Source organism: Hymenobacter agri (assembly GCF_054778495.1).
The window spans coordinates 1-15,740 of record NZ_BAAGZM010000036.1 but is presented as its reverse complement, the minus strand read 5'-3'; the positions used below and the strand labels follow the sequence as shown (position 1 = coordinate 15,740).

Genomic DNA, 15,740 nt, shown 5'->3' with positions numbered 1-15,740 from the left:
TGCGCGCCTGGCGCAAGCAGCACGGCCTCGACCCCGCCGCCAACGCCGCCACCAAAGCGCCTGGCGAGCTGCCCTTCAAAGTATTCGAAGACCGCGGCTTCACCATCCTCGTGGGCCGCAGCGCCGAGAATAACGACCTACTCACCCAGAAATACGCGCACAAAGACGACCTCTGGCTGCACGCCAAGGATGTGGCCGGCTCGCACGTCATTATCCGCCACCGCGCCGGTCAAACCGTGCCCGAGCCCGTGGTGGAGCACGCCGCCATGCTGGCCGGCTGGTACTCCAAGCGTCAGCACGATTCGCTGTGCCCGGTCACGGTCACGCCCAAAAAATTCGTGCGCAAGCCCCGCGGCGCCCGCCCCGGTCAGGTCATCGTGGAGCGCGAACGGGTAGTGCTGGTGAAGCCCGGCAACCCATTTGAGCGGGAGCAGGGCTAAATACGAGCTGGAAAGGCCGTCATGCTGAGCGTAGGCGAAGCATGACTGTTTTTTTTAAGCCAACGAATACGGAAAAGCCCGCTGCAATTGCTTGCAGCGGGCTTTCGTTTTGCGTGCGCGCGGGGAGATTCGAACTCCCACACCCGAAGGCACCACCCCCTCAAGATGGCGTGTCTACCAGTTTCACCACGTGCGCAAAAGGCAACTAAGCATTGGTATGGCGGCCGAAGCCGGCGTCGGTGAGGTGCCGAAGCGGGTGCAAAGATAGCCGGCGGATTTTGCCTACACAACCAAAATGTGCGGGTTTTCATGCGAGCTCCATCAATTCGGCTCTAATCTTGATGCGCTGCTGCTGCAAATACGGAGCTTTCCTTCCTGAAAATCATCTGGCTATATGGCAAACGAACCAAATTCTTCGCGCACATCTTTTTTTGGTCGGTTGGCCGAAAGCATCACCAAATTCTCGGGTTCGACGGTGGCTTTCCTTTCCGCGCTGGGCATTGTGCTGGTGTGGGCCGTCACGGGGCCGCTGTTTCAGTACTCCGAAAACTGGCAACTGGTCATCAATACCGGCACCACTATTGTCACGTTTTTAATGGTGTTTCTGATTCAGCGCGCGCAGAACAAGGACTCGCTGGTGCTCCACCTCAAACTGAACGAGTTGATTGCCGCCACCCAAGGCGCCAGCAACCGCCTCATCAATGCCCAGGATTTTTCGGAAGAGGAAATCCGCATCCTGCACGATTTCTATTGCGCCCTTGCCGAACTGGCTAAAAAGGATAACGACCTCGGCAAAACCCACACGGTGGAAGAGGCGGAAGACAACGAGCGGGAGAAAGTTGCCGCGCAAAACGAATAGACAATTCACAAAAAAAGCCCCCGCAATTGCTGCGGGGGCTTTTTTTGTGGCGGCTGACCGCAACAGCAGGACTACTCGGCGCGGGTCAGCGGCGACTCCACCACGTGCTCCGAAACGAACCACACCTGGAACTCGTTGGTGCGCATGAGGTCGCTCACAATAAGGTCGTTGGTGCCATCGTCGCCCGACTCGTCGGCTTTCTTGGCGTAGTCGTGACAGTTTTTCAGAATGGTCTGGTGGGCGCTCAGCAGGCGCGACACCTGAATGGGAGCCTCCTCGCGGTCGCGCGGAATGCGCGGCAAGCTGGTGAGCTCGGCCACGTCGTGGGCCATGGCCACGGCCACGCCGCCCAGAATCTGGATGCGCTCGGCAATGGTGTCGACCAGCGTGGCCTGCTCCTCATAGTGCTTGTCGTAGAGCAGGTGCAACTGGTAGAAGGTGGGGCCCACCACCTGCCAGTGGTGCTTCTTGTACATGTCGCGCAGCGTGATGGTGTCGGCCAGCAACTGGTTGAGCATCGTTACGCTCTCCTGGCGGGTGGCTTCGTCGAGGCCGATGGGCAGGCGCTGGCTCACGGTGCCGTACTTCTGGGTAGGAGCGGGGGCGTGGTTCTGCTGGTTGAGGATGGGTTGAATGTCGACGGCGGGGTTGGTGCCCGACGATTTGCCGTTGCTGGCTGCTTTGATGGCAGCCGGTTTTTTGGCAGTTGGAGCGGCAGCTGATTTAGCAGCGTCGGCTTTAGGAGCAGCGGCTTTGGCGGAGGGAGCCATAGGAGAAGAAACGGTTGAGGTGAGGGGTTGACCGCACGATGCGGCAGCGAAAAATTCTGATTCCTCGTACGTAAAGCGCCCTACGGGGTTAAGCCCTCCTACTCAAATATCCTTATGGCTACGCCCGAAACCACTACCCAACTGCCGCACGACGTGCACCCCGAACAGCACATGACCAGCTCGGCCATGCTGCAGGATATTGTCATCGGCCTGTCCGATGGCCTGACGGTGCCGTTCGCGCTGGCTGCCGGCCTCAGCGGGGCGGTGTCGTCGTCGGGCCTGGTTATCACGGCAGGTCTGGCCGAAATCGTGGCCGGCAGCATTGCCATGGGCCTCGGCGGCTACCTGGCCGGCCGCACCGAGGTCGAGCATTACAGCTCGGAACTGGCCCGCGAGCACCGTGAAGTGCAGGAGGTGCCGGATAAGGAGCGCGCCGAAGTGGAGGAGCTACTGGCCGACATGGGCCTCTCCGAAACCACCCGCCGCCAAGCCGTAGCCGAGCTCACCGCCGACCCCGAGCAGTGGGTGAAGTTCATGATGAAATATGAGCTGGGCCTCGAAGAGCCTGACCCCAAGCAGGCGCCCAAAAGTGCTGCCACCATCAGTGTGGCCTACGCGCTGGGCGGCCTCATCCCGCTCAGCGCCTATTTCTTTACCGATTCGCCCAGCCAGGGCCTGGCGTATTCGGCCGTTATCACGCTGGTCTGCCTGTTCGTGTTCGGCTACTCCAAAAGCCGCATGACCGGCCAGCCGCCCGTGGCCGGCGCCATCAAAATGGCCGTGGTGGGCGCGCTGGCCGCCGCCGCCGCGTTCGGCATCGCCCGATTGGTGGGCGGCGCTTAGCCACATGTCATTCCGAAGCAGGAGGAATCCGGGTAAAGTCTTCAATGGCTTAACCCAAATTCCTCCTGCTTCGGAATGACAATTTTCCCCAACTATCTCGCCGCCTCCAAAGCGGTGGTTGCTCCTTTCGACATGTCATTCAAACTCCCTAAAACCTCCGCCGTCCTCGTCAAAGGCAAGTCCTTCAACTTGGCTGCCGTCGACCCCGGCAGCGAAAAGCCCTTCGCCTACCACCCGCACAACCGCGACGACGCCACCCCGCGCCTGCTGCAGCTGCGCCAGCGCCTGTTCGAGTTGCAGGAGCTCCTCTACGCCGAGCACCGGCAGGCCCTGCTGCTGGTGTTTCAGGCCATGGACACGGGCGGCAAGGACGGCGCCATCGGCAACCTGCTCACCGGCGTGAACCCGGCCGGCGTATCGGTGGCCTCGTTCAAAGCGCCCTCGCCCGAGGAGCTGAGCCACGATTTTCTCTGGCGCATTCACGCCCAAGCGCCCAAGCGCGGCCACATCGGCGTGTACAACCGCTCGCACTACGAGGATGTGCTCGTAACCCGCGTGCACGGTTTGGTTGACGATAAAACGGCCGCCCAGCGCTTCGAAGACATCAACAACTACGAGCAGCTGCTCACCAACAACGGCACGCGCATCCTCAAATTTTTCCTGCACATCTCCAAAGAAGAACAGGCCGCCCGCCTGCAAGCCCGCCTCGACGACCCCGCCAAAAACTGGAAATTCGACCCCAACGACCTCAAGGAGCGCGCCCGCTGGGACGACTACCAAACCGTGTACGAAGACGCCCTGCGCCACTGCTCGCCCGCCCACGCCCCGTGGTTCGTCATCCCCGCCAACCAGAAATGGGCCCGCGACCTGGCCATCGCCGAAATCGTGGTGGCTACGCTGGAAGACATGAACCCCCAGCCGCCCAAAGCTGCTTTCGACGTGAAGGCGCAGGTGATTGAGCAATAGTTGCCTGCGGAGTCAGTTATTCGGAAATGATTAGAATATGCTGTACCGTTTTAGCGCTCGTAATGATTGGCTGCAATAAGCCGCAGCCAGTGGGACGGCGAGTGTCCATAGCAAAAGGCAATGTGTCTTTTGTCTTACCTGATACAACTCTAATTCAGGGCAAACCGATAATTTATCCACCTGATTCGGCTCCTGATGGTAGTTATGGAGAATCTGCAGCCTTTTATCATAGCCCGGATTCTACAGCGATGGTTTCCGTTTACGTAACTGCAATGCCAGGGAGTAAATACTATCCAGCATTGCCTTGGCGCGTGTACGCGGATGAAAAGCAAGCCAGACATGTAATTAATGCCAAAAACCAGAATCTAGCTGTAATAGAACGCTATATCGCTGATAGCACTACTCACGCCATCGAGTTGGATTATCATCTTCCAAAACGCGTTGAGTACGGGCGAAGAGGACAAGCGTGCTATGCTATTTCGCTGACCTTTCATGGTCGCTATCGACGTGTTGAATGCCATTTTTTAGCGCCCGATAATGCCAAGAGTCGTCAGCTGTTAGCAGCTATTCGGAGTAGTCTTATTGTAAATCCTGCTTACCTCTCCGCTGTTGCCAAGCGTTATCCGGAAAGGGAATATCAGGACTAGCAAAACTGCCTGATAACCCGTACCTTTGCGGCCCCGCCAGGGTGGCGGGCCTTGCCCATACTCGCGGCGAGTGCATCAAACCAACTGCGCGGAGGTTTGGGCTTCGGCCGCCGCGTGTAGCAACAGAAGCCCGCAAGCTATTATGGCAGAATTAGTTGACGATTTCGATTGGGACAACGTTGGAGCCACCGGCTTCGGCGGTAACTACTCGGCAGACCAGCGTGCTGAGATGGAAAAAATGTACGGCGATACGCTGACGACCGTACAGGAAGAAGAAGTAGTGAAGGGCACCGTGGTAGGTATCACCGACCGCGACGTAATCCTGAACATCGGCTTCAAATCTGACGGCCTCGTGGCCCTGACCGAATTCCGCGACCTGCCCGACCTGAAAATCGGCGACGAGGTGGAGGTGTTCATCGAAGACCAGGAAGACGCCAACGGCCAGCTCATCCTGAGCCGCAAGAAAGCCAAAATCAAGCAGGCCTGGAAGGCCATCTACGATGCCCTCGAGCTGGATACCATCCTCGAAGGCGTGGTGAAGCGTCGCACCAAAGGCGGCCTCATCATGGAGCTCGACGGCGTGGAAGCCTTCCTGCCCGGCTCGCAAATCGACGTGAAGCCCATCCGCGACTTCGACATTTATGTTGGCCGTCGCATGGAAGTGAAGGTGGTGAAAATCAACTCCGCTTTCGACAACGTGGTGGTGTCGCACAAAGTACTCATCGAGAAAGACCTCGAGAAGCAGCGTGAGGCCATCCTGAACAACCTCGAAAAAGGTCAGATTCTGGAAGGCAACATCAAGAACATGACCAACTTCGGCGTGTTCATCGACCTCGGCGGTGTCGACGGTCTGCTGCACATCACGGACATCTCGTGGGGCCGCATCGCTCACCCGAGCGAAGTGCTGACCCTGGACCAGAAACTGAACATCGTGGTTCTGGACTTCGACGAAGCCAAGAAGCGTATTTCGCTGGGTCTGAAGCAGCTGACGCCCCACCCGTGGGATTCGCTGCCGGCCGACCTGCAGCCGGGCTCCAAAGTATCGGGCCGCATCGTGAACGTGGCCGACTACGGCGCGTTCATGGAAGTGGTGCCGGGCGTAGAAGGCCTCATCCACGTGTCGGAAATGAGCTGGAGCCAGCACCTGCGCAACCCGCAGGACTTCATCAAGCAGGGCGACACGGTAGAAGCGCAGATTCTGACGCTCGACCGCGAAGACCGCAAGATGAGCCTCGGTATCAAGCAGCTGACCGAAGACCCGTGGACCCGTGGCGACTTCGCCTCGACCTACGCCGTGGGCACCAAGCACAGCGGCACCGTGCGTAACCTGACCAACTTCGGCCTGTTCGTGGAGCTGGAAGAGGGTGTGGACGGCCTCGTGCACGTGTCGGACCTGAGCTGGACCAAGAAAATCAAACACCCCTCCGAAATGGTGAAGGTGGGCGATAAGCTCGACGTAGTTGTTCTGGAGCTGGACCTGGGCGCCCGTCGCCTGGCCCTGGGCCACAAGCAGCTGGAAGAAAACCCCTGGGATACTTTCCAGACGGTGTTCACCCCCGGCTCGGTACACAAGGCGACCATCACCGAGAAGACCGAGCGTGGCGCGGTGCTCGAACTGCCGTACGGCATCGAGGGCTTCGCGTACCCCAAGTCGCTGGTGAAGGAAGACGGCTCGAACGCTGAGAACGGCGAGCAGCTCGACTTCCGCGTAACGGAGTTCTCGAAGGATGACCGCCGCATCGTGCTCTCGCACACGGCCGTGTTCAATAAGGAAGCCGCCGCTGAGGACGACAGCCGCAACGCCAAGTTCAAGAAGAAAACCAACACCAAGGCTGGCGACAACCAGGGTGAAGGCAAAATCAGCGACCTGAAGAAAAACGAAGAGAAGTCGACCCTCGGCGACCTCGACGCGCTGAGCGCCCTGCGCGACCAGATGGCTGGTGCCGAGCGCAAAGCCGGTGAGCAGAAGCTCGCCGCCAGCGCCAAGGCCAAGCAGGATGCTCCCGCCGCCGGTGCCGACAACGAGCAGTCGCTGGAAGACGAAGCTGCCGCTCAGTAATTACCGCTGATGCCCGAAGCCTAACCGGCTTGGGCTAAGCACCTAAAAGCCCCGATGCGTCGAGCATCGGGGCTTTTTTTGTGGCGGGCCTTGCCCACGCAAAACCCGCTGCCTACCTTTGCGCTCCCAAAAGACCACAATGGTGACGTGACCGAGTGGCTAGGTAGAGGTCTGCAAAACCTCCTACAGCGGTTCGAATCCGCTCGTCACCTCTCTTGCCAGAATCCCCCTCTCAGCGTTTTGCTGACAGGGGGATTTTTTTATGCGCATCTCTGCGCGCATAAACTCTTGGAGGTTGTGTTGATAGAGTTTATGGTAAATAGCTGCGAAAAGAGGGCTTGCGCTACGTATAAGCGGGTTTATTTTTGCTGCCTCATTGCCTTACTCATTTCCAACATCCACTTCCCTCTTTATGAAAAAAGGTTTTTACTATAGCCTTCTAGCGGTTGCATTGCTAACAGGCCGCGCTGCTCAAGCCCAAATCACGCCCGAGAAGGTGTACAACGGGGGCGGCTATATGGTGCGGCTGAGCAACGGCGACTACAAGTATGTGATGAGCGACGCCAGCAACCAACACACGCTTTATAACCTCAATCACTCCATCTTCAAGCAGTTTACGCCGCCAGTGCTGAGCAATGCCACGCCCGCTGGCGTGGCTTTCATTTCGGACCGGCTATTTGATACCAATCCATCCACGATAGAGTATCTGGCATTTTACTACAACCCCACCAATGGCAATGCCATCCGCGCCACTATCTTTTCCGAAACCGGCACTACGCTGGCGGTGCTGGATTCGACGTATGACGCGGATATCTACAACACGCCGGCGGGCACGAAGCTTCTGGCCCAAAAAAGTGGCTACAACGCAACTGGCGGACTTACGCGCTTCTACACGCGGGTATACAGCCTGCCCGGGCAGCTTGCCTTGCGCGCGGCCACGGCAGGCGTGGCCGAGCAGGTAGACGGTGCCTACCCTAACCCCGCCCACGAAAAGGTGACGTTGCCCTATGCCGTGCCGGCTGGCCAGGTAGGCACACTGCAGGTAATGGACCTGAGCGGCAAGCTGGTGGCCCGCTACCAAGTCGATAGCCACGTGAAAGCATTGGAAATGAGCGCGCGGGACTTGCATCCGGGCCTGTACGTATACAGCGTAACTACGCCGGCCGGCACCACCGCCGGCCGCCGCTTCGTGATTCAATAAGCCGGCGGCCGGAAGCGGCCGACGATTGGAAAAGCCCCGACCTCGTCGGGGCTTTTTTCATGTTATCGGGCGGTGAGGCGGGCGTGCAGCAGGATTTGGGCATATTCATGCCTACATTTCGTAGCCAAGCGCGGCCATTGGCCGTACTTGCGGCACCATCTGTTCTTTACCACCCACCACTTTATGAAGATTGTTGACCTCCGCACCATGCGCGGGCCGAGCTATTGGTCTGTTAAACACTACAAACTGATTGTTGCCAAAGTTGATTTACAGGAACTAGCCGGCCAATGGTCGAACACGGTGCCGGGCTTTGCCCGGCGCCTGATGAAATTATTCCCTAACATCGGGCAGGTGCAGCCCAGTGGCATGAGTGGCAAGCAGGCCGCCAAGCACCAGCCGCTCACTGCCGAAGCGCTGGAGGATGGCGAACCCCTGGGCCACGTCATTCAGCATGTGGCGCTGGAGCTGCAGCGCCAAGCCGCCATGCCCGTGTTCTGGGGCAAGAGCTACCCGGCCCATGAGGAAGGGGTGGAGTTTGTGGTGGTGGCGTACCAGGAGGAGCGCGCCGGCCGCCGCGCCATGGAAGCCGCCGTGGAAATTGTGGAGGCCGTGTGCCGCAAGGAGGAAGTGGACATCAAGCCCATCGTAACCGAGCTGCACGAAATTCGGGAAGACGAGTTTTTCGGGCCGAGCACCTACAGCATCGTGGCCGAAGCGGCCTCGCGCAACATTCCCTACATCCAGCTCAAGAATTCCAGCATCATTCAACTAGGCTACGGCGTGAACCAGCGCCGCATCTGGGCCACTACCACCAGCCTGACGTCGCACGCGGGCGTGGAAGTGGCCGGCAATAAGAACCGCACCAAGGCCATGCTGCACGATGCGGGCGTGCCGGTACCGCGCGGCACCACCGTGTATTCGGAAGAAGGCCTGCGCGACGCCATCGACGAACTGGGCTTCCCCATCGTAACCAAGCCGCTCGACGGCAACCACGGCAAGGGTGCCACCATCCGCATCATGAACTGGGCCGACGCGGCCGAGGGCCTGAAAGCCGCGCAGGCGTACTCGCGCGCCGTGATTGTGGAGCAGTTTGTGGAAGGCTTCGACTTCCGCCTTCTGGTGGTGAACGGCAAGCTGATTGCCGCCGCCAAGCGCACCCCGGCCGCCGTAACGGGCGACGGCAGCAGCACGATTCAGCAGCTCATCGATAAGGTGAACGAGGACCCGCGCCGCGGCATTGGCCACGAAAAGGTGCTCACCAGCATCAAGGCCGACAAGCACACGCTCGATATTCTGGCGGGCAAGAGCCTGAGCCTGGAATCGGTGCTGCCGGCCGGCGAGGAAATCTACCTGAAAAGCACGGCCAACATCAGCACCGGCGGTACCGCCACTGATGTAACCGACCAGATGCACCCCTACAACGTGCTGCTGGCCGAGCGCGTGGCCGGCATCGTGGGCCTCGACATCTGCGGCATCGACCTGATGGCGACCGACATTGCCGTGCCTCTGAACGAGAGCCGCGGCGCTGTGATTGAGGTGAACGCCGCCCCGGGCTTCCGCATGCACATCTCGCCGGCCGAAGGGCTGCCCCGCAACGTGGCTGCGCCGGTGGTGGATATGCTGTTTCCGCCCGGCAGCACGGCCCGCATTCCAATTATCGCCGTGACGGGCACCAATGGCAAAACCACCACCACGCGCCTCATCGCGCACCTGGTGGCCAGCCAGGGCTACAAAGTGGGCTTCACCACGACGGATGGCATCTATATTCAGGGCGTGCAGCTGCAGAAGGGCGACTGCACCGGCGGCCAGAGTGCCGAGTTCGTGCTGAAAGACCCCACCGTGAACTACGCCGTGCTCGAAACTGCCCGCGGCGGCATGCTGCGCTCGGGCCTGGGCTTCCATACCTGCGACATTGCGGTGGTAACCAACGTGGCCGCCGACCACCTCGGCCTGCGCGACATCTACACCGTAGAGGAAATGGCCGCCGTGAAAGGCGTGCTGCCTCGCACGGTGCGCAAAAACGGCTGGGCCGTGCTCAACGCCGACGACGACCTGGTGTACGGCATGGCACGCACCGTCGACTGCCAGGTGGCCCTGTTCAGCATGAACGAAAACAACCCCCGCATCCGCGAGCACGTGGAGGCCGGGGGCGTGGCCGCCGTGTACGAGGAAGGCTACGTCACCATCTACCGCAACAGCTACAAGCTGCGCATCGACCGGGCCGCCGAGTTCCCGGTTACGTTCGAGGGGCGCGCGGGCTTCAACATTGAGAACTGCCTGGCGGCCGGGCTGGCCGGCTACCTGGCCGGGTTCGACAAGGACGCCATCAAAACGGCTTTCCGCACCTTCATTCCGTCGGGCACCAAAACGCCGGGCCGCATGAACGTGTACAAATACCCCAAGTTTGAGGTGATTGTGGACTACGCGCACAACACGGCGGGCATTACCAAATTCGCCGAGTTTCTGGACGCCACCACGGCCACCCACAAAATCGGCATCGTGTCGGGCCTCGGCGACCGCCGCGACGAAGACACGCTGGGCTTCGCCCGCATCGCCGGCCGCATCTTCGATGAAGTGATTCTGCGCCAGGACCGCGACCTGCGCGGCAAGTCGGCCGAGTTCCTGCGCGACATCATGGAGCGTGGCCTGCGCCTCGACAAGCCCGACCTGAAAATCACCTACATCGAGCACGAGCCCGAGGCCATCGACCACCTGCTCACGCACACGCCCGAGGGTGGGGTAGGGGTCATCTTCACCGAGAACATCGCCCTCACGCTGGCCAAGCTGGACGAGTTCGAGAAAACTGCCTGAACCGCAGATTCCCGCAGAGTAAACGGATAAGAACGGATGTACATAAGAGCGGCTGCCAGATAATGGCAGCCGCTTTCTATTTTTATCCTCCTGCTTTTCACCTTTCCATTTTTTATATGTTCCAATTTTCTACCTGCTTCCGGGTCAATGCGGCGGTTCGCACCATACTTGCCTTGCTTGTCCTCACATTACACCTTCCGGCGGTGGCTCAGGCCCCGGCTTGGCAGTCGGCACAAACTGTGGCCACCGCTACAGCGAGGATTGCCAATAATGATTCAAAAGTGCTGGCAACCGCTACCGATGCAGCCGGCAATATTTATTTGGCTGGCTTCTTTGCCAACTCTGTTACGTTCGGCGCAATCACGTTGACCAGCCGCGCGGCCGAGGATATATTCGTAACCAAGTTCAATCCGGCAACCAATCAGTTCGTGTGGGCCCAACGGGCCGGCGGCAGAGGCTTTGATGCCGCTACGGCAATGGTTGTGCAGGGCAACAGCGTATACGTGGCAGGATATTTTGGCCCCCTTAATGGAGGCGCTCCCGCCACGGCCGATTTCGGAGCTACCAATCTCAACAGTGCCGGCGGTGATGATTTGTTTGTGACCAAACTCACTGACACCGGCAGCTTCGTATGGGCGCAGCGGGCTGGAGGTACACACTTTGATGAGGCTAACGCATTGGCAGTAAGTGGGAATAGTGTGTTTGTGGCAGGAAAATTCCATAGTGCCAGCGCCGACTTTGGTACCACTACGCTTACCACGGCGGGCTTCTACGATGTATTCATTGCCAAGCTTGCCGATTTGGGCAGTACTGCTGCATTCGAGTGGGCGCAACGGGCAGGCGGCACTGAAAACGACGAAGCCAACGCACTGGCCGTGAACGGCACCAATGTGTATGTAGCAGGAAATTTTGCCAGTCCGACGGCTGGCTTTGGCTCTTTCACGCTGACCAAACGGGGCACGTATTCGAGTGATTCAGATGCGTTTGTGGGCAAGCTCACCGATGCGGGCAGCGCCAGTAGTTTCGCCTGGGTGCAACAGGCTGGTGGGCAGAACTTAGACAAGGCTTACGCGCTGGTCGTGAGCGGCACTAGTGTGTACGTAGCAGGGCTGTTCGATACTACGGCAACCTTTGGCACGATTACGCTTACCAGCGTGGGCGCATACGATGCCTTTGTTGCCAAACTGACGGATATGGGGAGTACAAGCAGCTTCGCATGGGCTCAACGCGCAGGCGGGGGGGGCGGTAATGTAGCCAATGGCCTGGCGCTGAGCGGTGGTAGCTTGTATGTTGTCGGTAGCTTTTATGGGACTAATGCCAGCTTTGGCACCACCACCCTCACCAGTGCTGGCGTTTCCGATATATTCGTGGCCAAGCTCAGCAGTGCAGGGAGCTTTTTATGGGCGCAACAGGCTGGTGGCGTGAGCTATGATGAGGCAAGCTCGCTACTGGTAAATGGTAGCAATGTATACGTAGCGGGATTTTTTGGTAGTTCGGTGGCGGCCTTCGGCACTACTACCCTCATCAATCCGGATGCTTCCGGCTATCTCGGCTTTCTCGCCTCACTCACCGACGCCACCCTCACGGCCACCACGGCGGCCATCGGCCCTCTCGAGCCCGCTCAACTTTTTCCTAACCCTGCCCACCACACAGTCACCCTACGCTTACCAGTTGGCACCGTGCCAGCGCCGCTCATCCTCACCGACGCGCTGGGCCGGGCTGTGCGCCGCTACCCAGCCCCAATCAGTCCCGAGACATCACTCGACCTGCGCGGGCTGCCCGCAGGCCTCTACCTACTGCGCGGAGTTGGCCTGGCCCAGCGCTTGGTAGTAGAATAGCCACAAAAAAGCCGCTTCGGTTACTGAAGCGGCTTTTTGTGGCTGAATGATGCCGTGTTATTTCAGCGTAAACGTCGTCTTGCCCATCAGCTGGCCGCTTTCGTAGAGTTCTACGGTGTGCAGGCCCTTCTTGTACTCGGCGCCTTTGGCGTACACGAATTCCAGCTTTTGGCGAGTGTTGTCATACACCACGTCCTGCTTTTGCGTGTAGAAGGCTTCCTGGCCATCCACGGTGAAGGTGCCGCCGCCCGTGCTCAGGTTGTAGAGAGCGGCGCCGTCAGGCTCCAGAATGCGCAGGTAAATGGCTTTGGTTTCCTTGGGCGACACGTCGTTGCGGGCCAGGTTGGCGGTGATTTTCAGCTTCTCGACGCGCTTGGCTTTGAATTCCTCCTTGTCGTCGTCCTTCTCCTTGTTCTTGGAGGTGATGATGGCCACGTGGATATTGTCGGCCTGCAGGCGCGAGGCCACCGATACTTTCTCGGCCAGCTCCTTATTGCTGCGCACCACCGTGCTGATGGTATCGGAGAGCTTATTCTGGCGCTCCTTCAGCGTCGTGGTTTCGGTGTAGAGCGACTCGTTGTCCTTTTTCAATTGGGCAATGTCATCATCTTTTTTACGTAGCTGGCCTTCCAGGTTCTGGGCGCGCTGCTTGAATAGGTTTTGCTGCGCAATAGAGAAGCTGCCGGCCTTGAAGGAGCGCAGCTTCAGCAGGTCGGCATTCACGGCGGCGATTTTAGCCACCAGCGAGTCGTTGCTCAGGCCTAGCGCCTGCAGCTCCTGGCTTTGGCGCTCGAAATCGGCTTTCAGGGCCTCGTATTGTTTGATTTGCTCCTGCAGCTTGCTGTCTTTGGCTTTTACTTCAGTGGTCAGCGCCTCATTCTGTTGGCCCTTCTGCTGGTTGAGGTAGAAGAGCACGCCATTGATGCCCAGGAGGACGAGGACGAGAGCAACCCAGAGGAGGACGCGGCTGTTGTTGGAGCGGGGTTCGGGGGTTTCGTTGGGGTCCATGCGGGAATAGTTAAGCGAGAAGAAGCGAACAGAAATGGCGGCCCGCAGCGCAATGCGCCACGTACCTTTGGGCGTAAAAATAGGGGAGTTTGATGCCCTGGCAAGTCAAATCTATACTTAAGCCCGATGAAAACGGTTTTACCCGCCTTCGATGCGGCCTACTGGCAAGCACGTTACGATGATGGCCGTGACGGCTGGGATACCCGCGGCATTACCCCGCCGCTGCGTGCCTATTTCGACCAGCTCGACGTCGCTGCCCAGCCGCGCGTCCTCATCCCCGGCGCCGGCCGTGCCTACGAGGCCGAGTACCTGCACCAGCGCGGCTTCCAGCACGTTTTTGTGGCCGACATTGCCCCCGAAGCCCTGGCCGCGCTGGCCGCCCGCGTGCCCGATTTCCCGAAGGAGCACCTGCTGCTGGCCGATTTTTTTAGCCTGCCCAACGACCCGCCCTACGATTTAATTGTGGAGCAGACGTTTTTCTGCGCCCTCGACCCCGCCCTGCGCCCGGCCTACGCCCGGCAGTGCGCCCACCTGTTGCACCCCGGCGGCACCCTCATGGGCCTGCTATTCGATACCGATTTTGGCCCCGTGCAGGAGCCGCCGTTCGGCGGCAGCCGGGAAGAGTATCGCGCGTACTTTGCGCCGTACTTCGAGTTTCGCCACTTTGAAACCGCTACTAACTCGCTCCGGCCCCGGCAGGGGCGCGAGCTGTTTATTTGTTTGAAAAAGAAAGCAGCATAGCCTGTCTGCTAGCATCATAGAACGTCATGCTGAGCTTGTCGAAGCATCTCTACCGTTGAAGTAAATGAATTACGTTGCGCGGTAGAGATGCTTCGACAAGCTCAGCATGACGTCCAGCTAATCGCCCGTAACCCCAAACCAGAAACCATGCTCCAGGCCCTCGCCAATACCCTCCCGCACTTCCGTAACACCAATTCCGGTCAGTTTTTTCTCATGGCTGGCCCCTGCGTCATCGAAGGCGAGGATATGGCCCTGCGTATTGCCGAGCGCATCAAGCACATGACCGATAAGCTGCAGATTCCCTACATCTTCAAGGGTTCCTACCGCAAGGCCAACCGCTCGCGCCTCGATTCCTTCACCGGCATTGGCGACGAAACCGCCCTGCGCATTCTGCAGAAAGTGAGCCGTGAAATTGGCGTGCCCACCGTGACGGACATCCACGAGTCGGGCGAGGCCGCGCTGGCGGCCGAATACGTCGATGTGCTCCAGATTCCGGCCTTCCTGTGCCGGCAAACCGATTTGCTCATCGCCGCCGCCCAGACCGGCAAGGTGGTCAACATCAAGAAAGGCCAGTTCCTGAGCGGTGAGGCTATGAAATGGGCCGTCGACAAGGTGCGCCAGGCCGGCAATCCGCACGTTATCCTCACCGAGCGCGGCAACTCGTTTGGCTATTCCGACCTCGTAGTGGACTTCCGCAACCTGCCCGCCATGCGCGAGTTCGACGTGCCCGTGGTAATGGACGTGACGCACTCGCTGCAGCGCCCCAACCAAAGCAGCGGCGTAACCGGCGGCCAGCCCGCCCTCATCGAAACCATTGCCAAAGCCGCCATTGCCGTGGGCGCCGACGGTCTGTTCATCGAAACGCACCCCACGCCCGCCACGGCCCTGTCCGACGGCGCCAACATGCTCCCCCTCGACCAGCTCGAAGCCCTACTGGTGAAGCTCACGCGGGTGCGCCAAGCCATTCGCGAAACGGGCGATGTAGTAGCCGATTAGCTAAACTGGTTTGCCGGTCATCCTGAACGTAGTGAAGGACCTTGCCACGCTAGCAGTGCTGACGTGATAAGGTCCTTCACTGCGTTCAGGATGACAAACGGAAATTCTCATACCCGCAGCCAGAAGTGCTGCTTAGGCTGATTCTTCCGGAAGAAAACCAGGCCGATGTAGAACAGGTCTACTGTCAGGCGCACGTCGGGGTGGGCTTTGATAGCCTCCCAGGCCCGTTCCATTTCCTCCGACCAGTGAATGTCGTCGAAGACAAACACTGACTCGTCGGTGCGGTGCGCGAGGCACTGCTCGAAGTAGCGTAGCGTGGGCTCGTAGCGGTGGTTGCCATCGAAAAACACGAAATTGACCGGGGCGCCCAGCGCTGCCAGGGTGGGGGCGAGGGTGTGGTCGAGGTTGCCTTCCACCACTTCCACGTTGCGCATTTCCAGCTCCGCAAACGTTTCGCGGGCCACGGCCGCCACGTTGGGGCAGCCCTCGAAGCTGACGACGCGGCTGCGCGAGTCGGCCGCCGCGAGGTAGGCCGTGGTGAGGCCCAGCGAGGTGCCCAAC

14 protein-coding genes and 2 tRNA genes are annotated in these 15,740 nt (G+C 59.5%); 12 read left to right on the top strand and 4 right to left on the bottom strand.

Annotated elements, in window-relative coordinates; all coding sequences use genetic code 11:
* Positions 1-440 (top strand): NFACT RNA binding domain-containing protein (locus tag ACYVDE_RS03890; RefSeq protein WP_460500150.1); only part of this gene is annotated, 440 nt, incomplete at its 5' end.
* A gap of 114 nt (positions 441-554) precedes the next feature.
* Here ACYVDE_RS03890 and ACYVDE_RS03885 read toward each other — a convergent pair.
* Positions 555-636, bottom strand: a tRNA-Leu gene (locus ACYVDE_RS03885).
* Between the two features lie 279 nt (positions 637-915).
* Between ACYVDE_RS03885 and ACYVDE_RS03880 the strand changes: the two genes are divergently transcribed.
* A complete protein-coding gene (locus ACYVDE_RS03880; RefSeq protein WP_460500149.1) occupies positions 916-1,299 on the top strand; it encodes a low affinity iron permease family protein in 384 nt (127 codons plus the stop codon).
* Between the two features lie 71 nt (positions 1,300-1,370).
* Here the strand turns inward: ACYVDE_RS03880 and ACYVDE_RS03875 are convergent, their stop codons facing one another.
* Positions 1,371-2,069 carry a Dps family protein gene (locus tag ACYVDE_RS03875; protein ID WP_460500148.1) on the bottom strand — a complete coding sequence of 233 codons (699 nt, stop codon included), beginning with the start codon at positions 2,067-2,069 and terminating at the stop codon, positions 1,371-1,373.
* A gap of 114 nt (positions 2,070-2,183) precedes the next feature.
* Here ACYVDE_RS03875 and ACYVDE_RS03870 point away from each other — a divergent pair, with 114 nt between their 5' ends.
* The 8 genes from ACYVDE_RS03870 (at position 2,184) to ACYVDE_RS03835 (ending at position 12,434) form a co-directional block, all read left to right on the top strand.
* Entirely contained in the window at positions 2,184-2,912 is a 729-nt protein-coding gene (locus tag ACYVDE_RS03870; protein ID WP_460500147.1) for a VIT1/CCC1 transporter family protein, read from the top strand.
* Positions 2,913-2,987: 75 nt separating this feature from the next.
* The gene (locus ACYVDE_RS03865; protein WP_460500146.1) at positions 2,988-3,878 is read left to right on the top strand and encodes a polyphosphate kinase 2 family protein; all 891 of its coding nucleotides are present in this window, start codon (positions 2,988-2,990) and stop codon (positions 3,876-3,878) included.
* A gap of 62 nt (positions 3,879-3,940) precedes the next feature.
* On the top strand, positions 3,941-4,525 hold the full coding sequence (locus tag ACYVDE_RS03860) for a hypothetical protein (protein WP_460500145.1): 585 nt from the start codon (positions 3,941-3,943) through the stop codon (positions 4,523-4,525).
* 142 nt (positions 4,526-4,667) lie between these two features.
* Entirely contained in the window at positions 4,668-6,584 is a 1,917-nt protein-coding gene (gene rpsA, locus ACYVDE_RS03855; protein ID WP_460500144.1) for a 30S ribosomal protein S1, read from the top strand.
* 141 nt (positions 6,585-6,725) lie between these two features.
* Positions 6,726-6,796 (top strand) — tRNA-Cys (locus ACYVDE_RS03850).
* A gap of 200 nt (positions 6,797-6,996) precedes the next feature.
* Entirely contained in the window at positions 6,997-7,785 is a 789-nt protein-coding gene (locus ACYVDE_RS03845) for a T9SS type A sorting domain-containing protein (RefSeq protein ID WP_460500143.1), read from the top strand.
* Positions 7,786-7,968: 183 nt separating this feature from the next.
* Positions 7,969-10,596, top strand: a complete 2,628-nt coding sequence (gene cphA, locus ACYVDE_RS03840) for a cyanophycin synthetase (RefSeq protein ID WP_460500141.1) — start codon at positions 7,969-7,971, stop codon at positions 10,594-10,596.
* Positions 10,597-10,658: 62 nt separating this feature from the next.
* Complete coding sequence (locus tag ACYVDE_RS03835; protein WP_460500139.1) at positions 10,659-12,434, top strand: T9SS type A sorting domain-containing protein; 1,776 nt, start codon at positions 10,659-10,661, stop codon at positions 12,432-12,434.
* 57 nt (positions 12,435-12,491) lie between these two features.
* Here ACYVDE_RS03835 and ACYVDE_RS03830 read toward each other — a convergent pair whose 3' ends face one another.
* Entirely contained in the window at positions 12,492-13,442 is a 951-nt protein-coding gene (locus ACYVDE_RS03830) for a hypothetical protein (protein ID WP_460500138.1), read from the bottom strand.
* Positions 13,443-13,568: 126 nt separating this feature from the next.
* Between ACYVDE_RS03830 and ACYVDE_RS03825 the strand changes: the two genes are divergently transcribed.
* Positions 13,569-14,183, top strand: a complete 615-nt coding sequence (locus ACYVDE_RS03825; RefSeq protein ID WP_460500137.1) for a class I SAM-dependent methyltransferase — start codon at positions 13,569-13,571, stop codon at positions 14,181-14,183.
* Between the two features lie 147 nt (positions 14,184-14,330).
* A complete protein-coding gene (gene kdsA / locus ACYVDE_RS03820) occupies positions 14,331-15,179 on the top strand; it encodes a 3-deoxy-8-phosphooctulonate synthase (RefSeq protein WP_460500136.1) in 849 nt (282 codons plus the stop codon).
* Between the two features lie 107 nt (positions 15,180-15,286).
* On the opposite strand, the gene ACYVDE_RS03815 is transcribed toward kdsA, so the two are convergent.
* On the bottom strand, positions 15,287-15,740 hold a 454-nt coding region (locus ACYVDE_RS03815; RefSeq protein ID WP_460500135.1), incomplete at its 5' end, for an O-methyltransferase.